Genomic DNA, 14,127 nt, shown 5'->3' on the forward strand with positions numbered 1-14,127 from the left:
CGGTCACACCGACAGTGTCCCATCCGGCACCCGCTTGACCCGCGGATAGCCGACTTTGCCGGGATCCTGACCCTTCGGGCGGCCCCTTCTTGAGGCGAAAGCCCGTGAAGGCCTCCTTCCCTACCTTGAGAGTAGGGAAGGAGGCCTTCACGGACCGGCGACCGCTCAAGTCAGGCGGCCGCCAGGGCGGTCACCCGCCACTTCCCCTCGGCCCGTTCCGCGCTGACGCTCAGCTGAGCCGCACCGGTACTGCGTTGCCCGTCCCCGCGCACGCCGGTCTGGTCCAGGAACACCAGCAGCGACGCCCGGTCCCCGTCGAGGACCTTCACTCCCGAGACCACCGCGGTCGAGGTCACGACCAGTTTCTGCTCCGCCGCGAGCCCCCGGACCTGCGCGAACAGCTGGTCGTACTGCCCCAGCGCCGGCCCGGTGAGGACCTCTTTCGCGGCTTGCTCGCTCTTGGCGGGGTCGTCGTAGCGGTAGGAGAAGACCGTGCCGAGCGCCTTGCCGATCTGATCGCTCACCTCCGCGGTGGTGGCGACGTCGGTCAGCGCCGTGTTGTGCGCCAGCACCGCCGTGGCGTCCCGCGCCTCGATGGCGAACCACCCCGCCAGAGCCGCCATCACCAGCGCGACCGCGCCGAACACCAGCGCACCCCGCCGCCGCACCGGAGCGACGGCGGGAGGATCGGCCGGAGCCTCCTCCGAGGCTTCCGCAGGTTCGAGTACCTTTGTGCCACCGCCCATCTTCCCGGCGACCTTCACCGCGCGCCGCGCCGGTTTGACGGCTCGTTTCGTGGTCATCCCTTCCTCCATCAGGGCTTTCCGGTGTCGGTCACCGGCACCTGGCCGAGCGACGTGACCCGCCACCCGTCCGGTGTCCGGTTCAGGCCGGCGCGGAACCGGTTGTGCTTGGTCACCGCTTCCCCGCCTTCGGGCCGCACCTCGAGTTCGACCGAAGCGATCACCTCGGCCGTTCCACCGCCACTGTCCACTTCGGTCACCGCGGCGTCGACGACCCGGCCGGTGGTCACGGTCTTCGCCTGGCCGATCCGGCCGAGACCGCCTTCACGGTCGCGCGCCAGTTCGTCGTGCAACGCGCCGCCGGACAGGTTCAGCCAGTTCTGGTAGCCCTGCTCCGCCTGCCGGTAGTCCAAAGTGGTCAGAGCGGCGACGGCCTGTCTGCCCACCTGCAACGCCTCCTCGCGAACCGTCGCCCGCGCGACACCTTCGTCGTGGCTCGCTTCCCACCACGAGTAGCCGAACCAAGCCGCCAAAGCCGTGGCGATCGCGGCGAGGAACGCGGCGATTCGAGTCATGGCCTTCACCTTCCCGGCACGTTCTGCGAGCCGCGCACGTTCGTGGGGTTGCCCTTGGGCAGGGCACAGCGCGCCGCGGTGTTCAACGGACGCGGCGAAGTGTCGAGTCCGTCGCGGTAGGCGGTCCCGTAACCGGTGACGCACGGCGGCGGATCGAAGAACGTCAGCGAGAGACCGACGTGCGCGCCGTCGGGTCCCATGATCGCGTGCCCCGCGGCGACCGCTTTCGGCGCGGTGACCAGCAGTTGTTCGAGGCCGTCCTGGCGCGTTTCCAGCACGTCCGCGGTGGTCAGCAGGTTGGCCAGCAGGATGCCGAGGCTGGGGCCGGTCTCCCGCAGAAGCGTGCTGACCTCGTTCGCGGCCGCGGGGACGGCCGGGATCAGCCGCCGCAGATCGCCGTCGGAGCTCTTCAAGGTCGCGGCGAGCAGTTTCGCGTTGGCACCGAACGAGCGGATCGCGTCCGCCTGCGAGACCTGGGTGTCGAGCACGGTCTGCGCGTCGGTCACGAGCCGGGTCAGCGGGCCGACATGCGCGCTCGCCTCCTGCACGAACTCGATCCCCCGCCCGACGAGCTGGTCCAGCGCCGGGCCGGCGTCGGACGTCGCGTTGTACAGCTCGTCGACCACGGTCCGCAGGGCGGGCTTCGGCACCGAATTGGCGAAAGAGTCCACACTGGACAGGACGATGTCCACCGGCAGCGGGATCTTCGTGTCCGCCTCGGCGATCACCGAACCGTCGCGCAGCATGGCGCCGTCGCCGCGGCGCGGCCGCAGATCGACGTACTGCTCGCCGACGGCGGATCGGTTGGCGACGACGGCTTCGGTGTCCGCGGGCACTTCCGGGCCGCCTGGCTCGATTTCGAGATCGACCTCCATCCCGGAGGCCGTCAGCCGCAGTTCACCGACCCGGCCGATCGGCACGCCCCGGTAGGTGACTTCGGCGTTGGTGAAGATGCCGCCACCGGTGGCGAGCCGCACTTTGACGGTGTACCCGCGATCGAGCACCAGTTTGTCCAGGCCCGCGTACGTCGCGCCCACGTACGCGACGCCGAGGACCGCGATGGTCACGAAGACCACCAGCTGGACGCGGACGAACTTGGTCAGCATCAGCGGCCACCACTGTTCTTGAAGGTCAGGAACGTGTTCAGGTAGTCACCGCGGATGGCTTCGAGCGCGGCGTCGGGAAATGGGAAGGTGAAGATCATCTCCATCGCCTTCGGCAGTTTGTCCCCGGAGTCGGCCAGCTTCCGCAGCAACGGTTCGAGCGCCTTGAGGTCGGCGACGAGGTCGTCCTTGCTGCGGTTCACCGTATCGACCGCGACCGAGGTCAGCCCGTCCAGCGATTTGAGCATCCCGACCAGCGCCTGACGCTGCTGGTTCAGCACCTCGATGCCGGGGGTGAGCCCGTTCAGCGTCGCCTTGATCTCCTCGGTGTTCGCGTTCAGCGTCGCCGCGAGCTTGTTGACGCTCTCGATGGCGCGAGTGATCTCGGCCTTATGTTCGTCGAGGCCGCGTACGAACGTGTCCAAATTGGACAGCAGGCTGCGTGCCGCGCTTTCCTTGCCGCCGAGCGCGTCGTTGAGTTCACGGGTGATGTTCTGCACCTGCGCGACGCCACCACCGTTGAGCAGCAGGGAAAGCGCACCGAACACCTCCTCGATCTCCGGGGTCAGCGAAGAACTGGCCAGCGGGATCACCGCGCCGTCGACCAGCCGCCCGCTCGGGGTCCCCTCGGGAGGCGGCGCGAGCTCGACGAACTTCTCGCCGAGGATGCTCGCCTGCCGCAGCCGTGCGACGGAGTTGGCAGGCAGGTTCACGTCCCCGTTGATGAGCAGGCCGACCACCGCGCTTCGGCCGTCCGGCGCCAGCTCGACGGTCCGCACCTGACCGACCGGGACGTCGTTGACCTTCACCCCGGACTGGGGCACGAGGTCCAGCACGTTCGTGAAGCTCGCCGTGACGTGGATCGGGCGCTCGCCCAGCGCGGCCCCGCCCGGCAGCGGGATGTCGTAGACGTCGACACCGCCGCTGCAGCCGGTGGCGGCCAGCACGAGGACCAGGACGGCAGATAGTGTCCTGCTTTTCATTTCGCCCCCGAGAATTCGGTGAGGTTCCCTCGGCCGTCCAGCGTTCCCGCGCCCTGGTTGTACGCGCCGAGCACGTTCGCCAGCGCGTTCGGCGCGGCGTCGAGTGCTTCGCTCAGCGACGCCTTCTGCTGACTGAGCAGCTTGGTGATCTCGGCGAGTTTGTCCACATCGGACTTGACCTTGCCCCGGTTGTCCTTGATGAAGCCCTGCACCACGCTGAGCGCTTCGGTCAGTTCGGTCATCGCGCCGGAGAACTGGTCCCGCTGATCGGCAAGGATCTTGCTGAGCGAGGAGATCTGCTGGATCGCCTGTTTCACCTTGTCGTCGTTCGAAGCGAGCATCGCGGTGAACTTGCTGATGTTGTCGACCGAGTTGAACAGGTCGTCCTTGGAATCGCTCGCGGTCCTGGCGAACTCGCCGAGGTTCTTGATCGCTTCGCCGAGCTTGCCGCCGTTGCCGTCGAGGTACTCCGCGGCCTTGGTCAGGACGTCGCTGACCGCGCCGTCCCGGTTGGCGCCCTTCGGCCCCAGCGCGGTCATCAGCTGGTTGAGGCTGCCCAGGAGTTCATCGACCTCGACCGGGGTGACGGTGCGCTCGGGCGGGATCCGCCCGTCGTCGGCCAGTTCCGGCCCGCCGACGTACACCGGGGTGAGCTGGACGTACCGGTCGGCGACCAGGCTCGGCGTGATCACGACGGCGCCGACGTCGGCGGGCAGCTTGACATCGGGCCGGACCGTCATGGTCACCTCGACGTTCGTGCCGCGCGGTTCGACTTTGGTCACCGAACCGATCGGGACACCGAGCACCCGCACCTCGGTGTTCGGGTACACCCCGACGGTCGCGGTGAAGAACCCGGTCAGGACACGGTCGGCCTGCCTGGTCAGCAGCGGCCAGGCCGCCGTCACGAGGAGCCCGGCGACGACGGCGAGCGCGAGCCTCCGTACCCAGGCCCGCCGCCGGGCCTGCGCCCCGAGATCCGACAACGTGAAGTGGCGCCCCATCAGCGTCCCCCCTTCCTCGAAGGCATGCAGCTGCCCGGTGTGCCGCCGGTCGGGACGAGTCCGCAGATGTAGGTGTCGATCCAGCGGCCGTTGCCGACCGCGTTGCCGAGCAGGCGGTAGAAGGGCCCGGCCAGCCGCAGGCTCTCGTTGAGCTTGTCCTGGTTCCGCAGCAGCACGGTGGCGACCCGATCGAGCTGGTCGAGCGCCGGGCCGAGCGTCTTCTGGTTGTCCGCCACCAGTCCCTTGAGCTGGATCGACAGGTTCTTCACCCCGCTGAACAGCTTCGCGATGGCGTCCTTGCGCGCGTTCAGCTCCGTGAGGAGAGTGTTCCCGTCGCGGATCAACGCCTCGATCTGCTGCGAGCGGTCCCCGAGCGTCTTCGACACCTTGTTCGTGTTCTCGAACAGCTTCACCAGCTCCTGGTCGCGAGATGCGAGCGTCTTGGACAGCGCGGTGATGCCGTCGAACGCGGTCCGGACCTCCTGCGGGGTGGAGGCGCCGAGCGTTTCCGACAGGGTCCCGAACGCCTTCGCCAGCTGGTCGGTGTCGATCGCTCCCACCGTGTTCGCGAGGTCGTTGAACACCGTGGTGACGTCGTACGGGGAACTCGTGCGCTGCACCGGGATCGGCTCGTCCGGATCGAGTTCCGCGTTGCCGACCGGGTCGAGGACCAGGTTCTTCTGCCCCAGCAGGGTCTTGATCTTGATCGCGGCGGTGGTGCGGTTGCCGATCCAGGTGTCCCTGACCCGGAACAGGACCTTGACCCGGCCACCGTCCAGCAGGACGTCGGAGACCTCGCCGACCTTGACCCCGGCCACGCGGACCTCGTCGTTGCGTTTGAGACCGGCGGCTTCGGTGAATTCGGCCGCGTACGTGGTTCCGCCGCCGACCAGCGGGAGATCGTCGGAGAAGAAGGTGGCCGAGCCCGCCACCGCCATCAGCAGCGCCGTGACGGCGCCGACGACGATCGGGTTGCGGCTGCGGAACGGTTTGATCCTCGGCGCTTTCACCGGCACCGTCCCTGGGTCAGCGGGATCCCGACCGGCGGGCCGCCCGGGGCGGGCGGTGCGTCCGATTTCACCGAGCACAGGTAGAAGTTGAACCACGAGCCGTACGAGACCATCGAGCCCATGCGGTCCAGCTTCTTCGGGAGGTTCGCCAGGAACTGCTCGAACACCGGGGTGTTGTCGGCGAGGTTCTTCGAGAGGTCGCCGAGGGTGTTGATGCTGTCCTTCAACGGCGCGCGGCCGTCCTGGAGCAGATCCGCGGTGGCGGTGGTGAGCTCGCCGAGCCCGCCGATCGCCTGCCCGATGGGTTTCGCGTCGCCGGCGAGCCCGGAGACCAGCTGCGCGGTGACGTCGACGAGTTTGTCGAACTGGTCGCCCTGGGAGTTGAGCGTGTCGAGCACCGTGTTGAGGTTCCCGACCACCTGGCCGATCACCTCGTCCTTGCCCGCCAGGGTGTTCGTGAGGGACGCGGTGTGTTCGAGCAGGCTGTCGACGGTGCTCCCCTCGCCCTGCAGCACCTGGACGATCTCGAACGACAGCTGGTTGACGTCACTCGGCGAAAGTGCCTGGAACAGCGGCTTGAATCCGTTGAACAACGCGGTCAGATCCAGCGCGGGATGCGTCCGCTCCGGCGGGATCAACGCGCCGTCGTCGAGCACCGCCGGCCCGTCCGGGCCGGGATCGATCGAGAGATATCGCTGGCCGACGAGGTTGCGGTACCTGATGGTGACCGTGGCCCCGGCGGTGAGGCGGCGTTTGTTCTCGACCGAGAACCGCACGTCCGCCAGCCGACGCTCGACCACCCCGACCGAATCCACCTGGCCGATGCGGACACCGGACATCCGGACCTCGTCACCGGGGTTGACCGACGTGGCGTCGGTGAACCTGGCGGTGTAGCCGACCGTCGTGCCGACCCCGGAGTTGGCGATGGTGATGGCCAGGATCCCGGTCGCCACCACGGTGATCACGAAGAAGACCAGGCCTTTGATCGCCGGCCCCGCGATACCCCTCATCGGACGGTCACCTCCGTACCACGCAAGGCCGGGCCCACGAGCACGCTGCTCCAGTCCGGGACCTCGGCCGGCTTCATCCCGAGCGACGGCGCCAGCATCTCGGCGACCAGCCCCCGCTCCCCCTTCGAATTGGCCGGGCCGAGGTCCCCATCGGCGGCGAACGCCACCGCCGCCGAAGTCCCGCCGCCGCCGTAGCAGCGCGGCCCGCCCTTCTGGTCGAACCGCGGATCGTCCCGGCCCGGCACGTATTTGTCGCGCGGATCGTGGACGGACAACGTCACGTGCAGTCCCGGCTCCCCGGTTCCCTTGCCCAAAGCCTTCTCCATCACCGGCTTGAGGCGGTTCACCGCGTCGAACAGGCAAGGGAACTCGGGCGAATATCGGGAAAGCAGCTCGAGTGTCGGCCTGCTCTTCACGCTGACGCCGATGATGTTGTCCTTGTTCTGCACCAGGAACTTGTTCAGGTCGCCGCTCGCGGTGGTGACGCTGGCGTACAGCTTGTCGAGGTCCGCCCGAGTGTCCACAATGGTCTTCGCGGTGGTGGAGAGATCCGAGAGCGCCTTGAGGATGTCCGGCGCGGCGCCGGTGTACAGATCCGCCACGTCGGCGAGACCGCTGATGTCGGCCTTGAACTGCGGCATCAGCGGGTTCACCTGGCTGAGCAGGTCGTTGAGCTGGACGATGCTGTCCCCCAAGGACTTCCCACGGTTGTCGAGCGCGAGCGAGATCGCGCCCAGCGAACTGTTCAGTTTCTGCGGCTGCACCGCACGCAGCAGCGGCAGCAGATCGCCGAGGACGCGTTCCAGCTCGATCGCGTTGGAAGACCGGTCCTGGCCGATGACGTCGCCGTCGCGCAGCGAACCTCCCGCGGGCCGCTCCGGGAGCACGAGGTTGACGTAACGCTCGCCGAACACCGTCTTCGGCAGCAACCGCGCCGAGACGTTGCGCGGCAGCTGATCGATCTTCGCCGGATCGAGGGCGAGATCGATCTCCGCGCCTTCCGCGGTGCCCCGCACCGACCTGACCTCGCCGAACGGGACGCCGCGGACCTTGACCTCGGCGGGCGGGGCCAACTGGTTGCCGACCCTGTCGGTTTTGAGCGTGACCAGTTCCGCGCGGTCGAAGTCCTTGTTGAAGATGGCGACGGCGAGCCAGCCGAGCAGCACCAGGATGACGAGGAAGACCACCCCCGCCGCCTGCGTCCGGGCGCGCGCGCTCATCCGGACACCTTCACGGTCGTGGTGGCGCCCCAGATCGCCAGGCTGAGGAACAGATCCAGCACGCTGATCAGCACGATCGACGTCCGCACGGCGCGACCGACCGCGACCCCGACGCCCGCAGGGCCGCCGGCGGCGCGATAGCCGTAGAAGCAGTGCGTGAGGATGACGCCGACGCTGAAGACGAGGACCTTGGCGAACGACCACAGCACGTCTTCAGGCGGCAGGAACAGGGAGAAGTAGTGGTCGTAGGTTCCGCCGGACTGTCCGAAGAAGACGACCGTGGTCACCCGCGAGCCGAGATAGGAGATCAACAGGCCGATCACGTACAGCGGGATGATCGCGATGAATCCGGCCACGATCCGGGTGGTGACGAGGTAGGGCATGCTGCGCACGGCCATCACTTCGAGTGCGTCGATCTCTTCGGAGATCCGCATGGCGCCCAGTTGTGCGGTGAACCCGGCGCCGACCGTCGCGGACAACGCGAGCCCCGCCGACAGCGGAGCGATCTCGCGGGTGTTGAAGTACGCGGTGAGGAAGCCGGTCATCGCGGAGATGTTGATCTGGTTCAGCGCGCTGAAACCCTGCAGCCCCACCGTGATCCCGGTGAACACGCACAGACCGACCATCACTCCGACGGTCCCGCCGATCACCGCGAGGGCCCCGCTGCCGAAGGTCACTTCGGCGAGCAGGCGTACCACTTCCCGGAAGTAGCGGGTGACCGCCATCGGGATCGCCGCGAGCGCGCGGATGTAGAACAGCAACTGGTCGCCCAGCTCGAAAAGACTGTTGCCGGGGCGTTTGAACGCCTCGCGGGCCCGTTCGGGGACGCTGGTCACGGGATCAGGTTCCCTTCGCCGGGACGAGCTGGAGGTACAGCGCGGTCAGGATCGTGTTGACGAAGAACAGGAGCAGGAACGTGATCACCACCGACTGGTTGACGACGTCGCCCACGCCTTTGGGGCCGCCCTTGGGGTTCAGGCCCCGGTAGGCGGCGACGACGCCGGCGAGGAAACCGAAGATGAACGCCTTGATCGAGCTGACCACGAGGTCGGGCAGCTGGGCGAGCGCGTTGAAACTCGCGAGGTACGCGCCCGGCGTCCCGCCCTGCACGATGACGTTGAAGAAGTAGCCGCCGAGCACGCCGACGACGCTGACCAAACCGTTCAGCAGCACCGAAACGCCGATGGCCGCCTGCACACGGGGCACGATCAGCCGGTGGATCGGCGAGACGCCGAGCACCTCCATCGCGTCGATCTCCTCGCGGATGGAGCGGGCGCCCAGATCCGCGCAGATCGCCGAACCGCCCGCTCCCGCGATGATCAGCGTGGTCACGATCGGGCTGGCCTGCTGCACCACCGCGAGGACGCTCGCGGCGCCGTTGAACTGCTGTGCGCCGATCTGGCTCGTGAGCGAACCCAGTTGCAGCGAGATGACCGCGCCGAACGGGATCGACACGAGGATCGCGGGGGTGATCGACACACTCGCGATGAACCAGAACTGCTGGATGAACTCGCGGACCTGCACCGGGCGGCGGAACATCGCGAGGACGACGTCGATCCCCATGGCGCACATGCGGCCGAACTCGCGCAGGCCCGCGGCGGCCTTCTCCGGCGCGCGGGCGAGCAGGGCGACTGGATTGGCCATCGTCAGGCTCCACATCCGTTGGGGGGCGGGCCATCGCCGACGCATCGCAGCCTGAGGTTGGTGACCAGGGTGTTTCCAGGACCGGACACCAGCCCGGTCAGCAACGGGCTCAGATCCTCACGCACCCCGCATCCGGTGAACCCCGGTGTCGTGAAGGTGCTCGTGACCTTCACCGGCGGGGCGGGGACCGCGAGCGGCACCAGGGCCTTGATGTTCACCGCGACCGATTGCGCGGTCCGGCAGTTCGGTCCGACGTCGAGGACCTTGCCGTCCACTTTGACGTTCGAGAGTTTGATGAACACCTTGTTCGTGACATCGGTATGCGCGCAGATGTTGGTGCCGACCTCCTTGCAGTCGCCCGTGGCGCCGGTGTCCACGTCGACAACGCCGGTCGCGTCGCCGTCCGGGATGAGTTCGACGGTGCCGGTGGCGGGCATGAACCGGAAGGACACGAAATAACTCGAAGTCGGCGGGATGGCGAGCTTGCCGGTGATCGGCGAGGTGTCGCTGAAACCGAGGATCTTGCCGTCGAACCGGCCCTGCGGGAAGGTGATGTCCGAACCGAGTTTCGCGACGCGGCTGGTCGTGGGCTGTTGGTCGTCGCCGACGTAGAAACCGAACGTCAATCCGGCTTGCGCGACGGCGGGTTCCTGCGCGAAGGCTTCCGGTGTCTGCTGTGTCCTGGCGGGATCTGCGGAGGCGGAAGCCAAGGAAAGCGCCCCCAGCCCCAGCACCGCCGGGAGCAGGAAGGCGCGCAGAACGCGCCCGGTCAGCACTGACATACGGGCTTCCTCATTTCGACTTGTCCGGCCGAACGGCCAACTGGTGCTGCACGCTACTGACGGAATGCCAGAGGGACAAGTAATTCGGGAATGGAGGGTCCGCGACAGGAAAAGATTGTAATGGGCGTAACTGTTTTGCGTCGGGTCTCGTGAGTGGTAATGACGGTTCTAACCGTCCTTGCCACTCACGAGCCCAAAAGCTTGCGGCCGCACCGAAACCCCGGCTACGTTCGGCGAATGGAGCAGGCTGCCATCGAGGTGACCGGCCTCGCCAAGCACTACGGTGAAGTGACGGCCCTCGCCGGCGTCAGTCTCCGGGTCGGCCGTGGCACCGTGCTCGCGGTGCTCGGCCACAACGGCGCGGGCAAGACGACGTTGATCGACATCCTCAGCACGCGCGTCAAACCGGACGGCGGCAGCGCCAAGGTCTGCGGTTTCGACGTCGTGCGCGCCGGGCATCACGTCCGGCGGCGGATCGGGGTCACCGGCCAGTTCGCGGCGGTCGACGACGCGCTCTCCGGGCGCGGCAATCTCGAACTCGTCGCCCGGCTGCTGGGCGCCAACCGGCATCAGGCCAGGGCTCGCGCGGCCGAACTGCTCGCCATGTTCGGCCTCGACGACGCGGCCGACCGGCCCGCGCGGACGTACTCCGGCGGCATGCGGCGGCGGCTCGACCTCGCCGCCGGGCTCGTCGGCTCCCCCGACGTCCTCTTCCTCGACGAACCGACGACCGGCCTCGACCCGCTCAGCCGCGCGGGGCTCTGGGACGGCGTCGAACGGCTCGCCGCGCGCGGCACCACCGTCGTGCTCACCACGCAGTACCTCGAGGAGGCGGACAGGCTGGCGGATCACGTCATCGTGCTGGGGCTGGGGCACGTCACCGTTGCCGGGCGGCCGTCGGAGCTGAAGGCCAGGCTCGGGGAACGGACCGCGACCCTGACCTTCGGCACCGACCTCGCCGCCCGCCGGGCACTGGCCGCGGTGCACCGGCTCGGCATGAGCTGCACGACGTCGGCCTCCGGGCTGGTGCTCGGTGTCGCGTTGTCCGGGCCCGCCGACATCACGGTGCTGGTGCGCGCGCTCGACGCGGCGGGGGCGCCGATGAAGGACCTTACCGTCGCCGAGCCGACGCTCGACGACGTCTACCTTTCGCTGCACCGGAATCCGGCGGTCACGTCATGACCGAGGCACGGCATCGCGCGCCGTCCCCGCCGGTGCTGGGTGACCCGTCGACCTGGCCGCCGAGCACCTTCGCCACCCAGGTCCGGGTGCTCGCCGCACGTTCGCTGAAGACGGCGTTCGGCGACCGGCGGCTCGTGTTCTTCGGGCTGCTGCAACCGATCGTGCTCCTCCTGCTGTTCAGCCAGGTCTTCAACGGGGTCAGCACGCTGCCCGGTGTCGCGGCTTACCAGGGCTACGTGAACTTCCTCGTCCCGGCGACGCTGGTGAACATCGCGATGACGACGGCGATGAGTTCGGGGGCGGGCCTGCTCGCGGAGATCTACAGTGGATTCACCGGACGTCTCCGCTGCATGCCCATCAGCCTTTCGGCCGTCCTGGTGGCGCGCACCATCTCGGATTCCGCCCGGCTCGGCGTGCAACTGCTGGTGACCGCGCTCGCCAGCGTGGTCCTGCTGGGGTTCCGGCCGACCGGCGGCGTCTTCGGCATCACCGCCGCCCTTGTGCTCACGCTCGTCGTCGGCTGGTGCCTGAGCTGGATCTTCGTCGCCATCACGACCTGGTTGCGCAAGGCCGAAACGCTGCAGATGGCGTCCTTTGTGGTCATGTTCCCGCTGATGTTCTCCTCCAGCGCGTACATGCCGCTCGAGACTATGCCGACGTGGCTGCGAGTGGTCTCGGCGCTCAACCCGCTGACCTACGCGATCGATGCGACCCGGGCACTCGCGCTCGGACGCCCTTCGGGCTGGTCGATCCCCATTTCGCTGGCGATCGCCGCCGTGGCGGCCGCGGGCGGCGGTTGGATCGCGGCGAGGACGTTCCGGTCGCCGCGAGGCGTCACCCCGATCGCCTGAACCCCGCACTCGCGTGCTTGAAGCCGGATCTCGCGTGCTTGGAGACGGAACTCGCGTGCTTGAAGGCGTAACTCGCGAGATCCGGCGCCAAGCACGCGAGTCCCGCTCAGCGCGGCAAGGCTTCCAGGTGGTCCGCGGCCGCCACGACTCCCCCGGCCGCCGCGAACGAGGCCTGCACCCGCGCGGCCGCGGCGGCGTAGGCGGGCTCGGTGAGCACCTCGGTGACCGTGTCGCGGATGTCGGGTGCCTTCACGCGGTCGAAGCGCAGCCGCAACCCGGCGCCGGCGGCCTCGACCTGCTGCGCCAGCATCGACTGATCGTCCCGGATCGGCGCGATCACCAGCGGCAGCCCCGAAGCGAGAGTCTCGCTGACGGTGTTGTGCCCGCCGTGGCAGATCACCGCCGCCGCCTTCCGCACCACGTCCGCCTGCGGGATCCGCTTGACCACCAGCACTTCGTCGCTGAGCAGCTCGCCGGTGGGGTCGACGACGAGACCTTGGACGTCCGGCATCCCGGCGAGGGCGTCGACGCATTCGGACAGGAAGCGGCGGCCGAGAGCGGCGTTGGCGGTGCCGAGGGTGGCCAGGACGAGCGGACGTCCGTCGAGCCGGTCCCACGAGAAGCCCACCGGGGGCGCGGGGGCCAGCGCCGGGCCGACGAACCGGACCGCGCCCACGTCGGCGATCGGGCCGGTCAGGGACACGGTGGTGAAAGCCAGGATGAGATCCGGCGAGAAACGCAGGTCCCCGCAGGACACTTCGTGCCGCCCTCGCAGGCCTTCCTGCAGGCCCTCGACCCAGGCGGCGATCTTCGGCATGGTGCCCAGCGGGTCCCCGAGTTCGGTGGACGTCGACGCGGACGTCACCCACGGCAGGGCGTGACGGCTCGCTACGAGGGCACCGGCGAACGCCTGCTGGTCGGCGAGCACGACGTCGGGCCGGAACGCGGCCACCGCCTTCTCGACCCCGGGCACCATCGCGTCCGCCAGCGGAACCAGGTACTGCTCCCAAAGGTATTTCAGCGCCGCGAACCCGCGCAGGCCCTCGGGGCGGCGCTCGACGGCGAACTCCAGCGCGTCGGCGGCCGCGTACACCCGGCCCGCCCGGGTCAGCTCGGACGTCGTGGGTTCCGGACCGCACCAGGCGACGTCGTGACCACGGTCCACCAGCTCGGCGGCCACCGCGCGCAACGGCGCCACGTGCCCGGTGAGCGGCGGGACGACCAGCAGGAATCTCATCCGCGTGGCCTCCCGTGCCGCGAGATCCAGTTCAGCAGCAGCTCCCGGACTTCCCGGTGCTGCTCGACGAGCACCGAATGGCCCTGCCCCTCGAACACGTGCAGTTCGCCACGGGGCAACAGGGACGTCAACGCGGTGAGGTCGTCGGCCTGATAACCGTGACTGCCCAAAATGGACAGTACCGGGCAGCCGATCCCCGCCACCTGGTCGAGAGTCAGCAGCGGACCGAGCGGGACCTCCTCGGCCATGGACGTGGACATGATCCGCTCGGCCGCCATCCGCGCCAGCCGCCGGTGATGCGCGCTGTAGTTGGCCTCGATCCAGTCGAAGCTTTCCTCGACCTTCAAGAAACGCACGGTGTGTTCGAGGATCTGCGCCATCTTGCCCGCCCACAGTTCGGTGGCGGGTTCCGACTCGATGCACACGATGCTGCGCACCCGTTCCGGTTTCGCCACGGCGTAGCTGTAGGCGAGGGTGCCGCCGAAACTGTTGCCCACCAGGTGAACCGGCCGGTCGAGGTCGAGCTGATCGAGCAGGTCGTCGAGGTCGGCGACGAAGTCCGCGATCGTGTACCCGCGCTCCGGGCGTTCTGTCTTGCCGTGCCCGCGCAGGTCGTAGCTGATCACGTCCACCCCGGCGGCGGCGACCGGCGGCGCGAGCGTGAGGTAGAAGCTCGCGAGGCTGTCGGTGCCCATTCCGTGCAGGAACACCACGGTCTCCGAACCCCCGCCGGGCACGAGCTGCACGTTGGTGCGCAGCCCGTTGACGGTCATCGTCGGCACCGCC

The 14,127-nt window shown here is 68.5% G+C and carries 15 protein-coding genes; 2 read left to right on the forward strand and 13 right to left on the reverse strand.

The features are described 5' to 3' along the window. Nucleotides 1-170: 170 nt before the first annotated feature. The 11 genes from AC0685_RS06805 to AC0685_RS06855 are packed head-to-tail and all read right to left on the reverse strand — an operon-like array spanning nucleotide 171 to nucleotide 10,071. Nucleotides 171-803 (reverse strand): hypothetical protein, encoded by a 633-nt coding sequence (locus tag AC0685_RS06805; protein WP_478224692.1) that lies wholly within the window; start codon nucleotides 801-803, stop codon nucleotides 171-173. 11 nt (nucleotides 804-814) lie between these two features. Continuing rightward, the gene (locus tag AC0685_RS06810) at nucleotides 815-1,318 is read right to left on the reverse strand and encodes a hypothetical protein (RefSeq protein ID WP_478224693.1); all 504 of its coding nucleotides are present in this window, start codon (nucleotides 1,316-1,318) and stop codon (nucleotides 815-817) included. Nucleotides 1,319-1,323: 5 nt separating this feature from the next. Continuing rightward, the gene (locus tag AC0685_RS06815; RefSeq protein ID WP_478224694.1) at nucleotides 1,324-2,424 is read right to left on the reverse strand and encodes an MCE family protein; all 1,101 of its coding nucleotides are present in this window, start codon (nucleotides 2,422-2,424) and stop codon (nucleotides 1,324-1,326) included. Beyond that, nucleotides 2,424-3,404, reverse strand: coding sequence for an MCE family protein (locus tag AC0685_RS06820; RefSeq protein ID WP_478224695.1), 981 nt, complete (start codon nucleotides 3,402-3,404; stop codon nucleotides 2,424-2,426). Before AC0685_RS06820 ends, AC0685_RS06815 begins: the two co-directional genes overlap by 1 nt. Further along, nucleotides 3,401-4,405: an MCE family protein gene (locus AC0685_RS06825; protein ID WP_478224696.1), complete on the reverse strand. Its 1,005-nt coding sequence runs from the start codon at nucleotides 4,403-4,405 to the stop codon at nucleotides 3,401-3,403. The genes AC0685_RS06820 and AC0685_RS06825 overlap by 4 nt, the downstream gene beginning before the upstream one ends. Further along, nucleotides 4,405-5,415 (reverse strand): MCE family protein, encoded by a 1,011-nt coding sequence (locus tag AC0685_RS06830; RefSeq protein WP_478224697.1) that lies wholly within the window; start codon nucleotides 5,413-5,415, stop codon nucleotides 4,405-4,407. The genes AC0685_RS06825 and AC0685_RS06830 overlap by 1 nt, the downstream gene beginning before the upstream one ends. Beyond that, complete coding sequence (locus AC0685_RS06835) at nucleotides 5,412-6,425, reverse strand: MCE family protein (protein ID WP_478224698.1); 1,014 nt, start codon at nucleotides 6,423-6,425, stop codon at nucleotides 5,412-5,414. The genes AC0685_RS06830 and AC0685_RS06835 overlap by 4 nt, the downstream gene beginning before the upstream one ends. Then, complete coding sequence (locus AC0685_RS06840; protein WP_478224699.1) at nucleotides 6,422-7,645, reverse strand: MCE family protein; 1,224 nt, start codon at nucleotides 7,643-7,645, stop codon at nucleotides 6,422-6,424. The genes AC0685_RS06835 and AC0685_RS06840 overlap by 4 nt, the downstream gene beginning before the upstream one ends. Next, nucleotides 7,642-8,481 carry an MlaE family ABC transporter permease gene (locus AC0685_RS06845; protein WP_034315131.1) on the reverse strand — a complete coding sequence of 280 codons (840 nt, stop codon included), beginning with the start codon at nucleotides 8,479-8,481 and terminating at the stop codon, nucleotides 7,642-7,644. The genes AC0685_RS06840 and AC0685_RS06845 overlap by 4 nt, the downstream gene beginning before the upstream one ends. 4 nt (nucleotides 8,482-8,485) lie before the next feature. After that, nucleotides 8,486-9,289, reverse strand: a complete 804-nt coding sequence (locus AC0685_RS06850; RefSeq protein ID WP_125796979.1) for an MlaE family ABC transporter permease — start codon at nucleotides 9,287-9,289, stop codon at nucleotides 8,486-8,488. A gap of 2 nt (nucleotides 9,290-9,291) precedes the next feature. Beyond that, nucleotides 9,292-10,071, reverse strand: a complete 780-nt coding sequence (locus tag AC0685_RS06855) for a hypothetical protein (protein ID WP_478224700.1) — start codon at nucleotides 10,069-10,071, stop codon at nucleotides 9,292-9,294. A gap of 237 nt (nucleotides 10,072-10,308) precedes the next feature. Between AC0685_RS06855 and AC0685_RS06860 the strand changes: the two genes are divergently transcribed. Both AC0685_RS06860 and AC0685_RS06865 read left to right on the forward strand, forming a co-directional pair. After that, nucleotides 10,309-11,253 (forward strand): ATP-binding cassette domain-containing protein, encoded by a 945-nt coding sequence (locus tag AC0685_RS06860; protein WP_478224701.1) that lies wholly within the window; start codon nucleotides 10,309-10,311, stop codon nucleotides 11,251-11,253. Then, nucleotides 11,250-12,104 carry an ABC transporter permease gene (locus tag AC0685_RS06865; RefSeq protein WP_340685560.1) on the forward strand — a complete coding sequence of 285 codons (855 nt, stop codon included), beginning with the start codon at nucleotides 11,250-11,252 and terminating at the stop codon, nucleotides 12,102-12,104. The genes AC0685_RS06860 and AC0685_RS06865 overlap by 4 nt, the downstream gene beginning before the upstream one ends. A gap of 106 nt (nucleotides 12,105-12,210) precedes the next feature. Here the strand turns inward: AC0685_RS06865 and AC0685_RS06870 are convergent, their stop codons facing one another. Further along, nucleotides 12,211-13,341, reverse strand: a complete 1,131-nt coding sequence (locus AC0685_RS06870) for a glycosyltransferase (RefSeq protein WP_478224702.1) — start codon at nucleotides 13,339-13,341, stop codon at nucleotides 12,211-12,213. Next, the gene (locus AC0685_RS06875) at nucleotides 13,338-14,123 is read right to left on the reverse strand and encodes an alpha/beta fold hydrolase (protein WP_478224703.1); all 786 of its coding nucleotides are present in this window, start codon (nucleotides 14,121-14,123) and stop codon (nucleotides 13,338-13,340) included. The genes AC0685_RS06870 and AC0685_RS06875 overlap by 4 nt, the downstream gene beginning before the upstream one ends. Nucleotides 14,124-14,127: the final 4 nt, after the last annotated feature.

Source organism: Amycolatopsis sp. NPDC043889, from assembly GCF_056435645.1.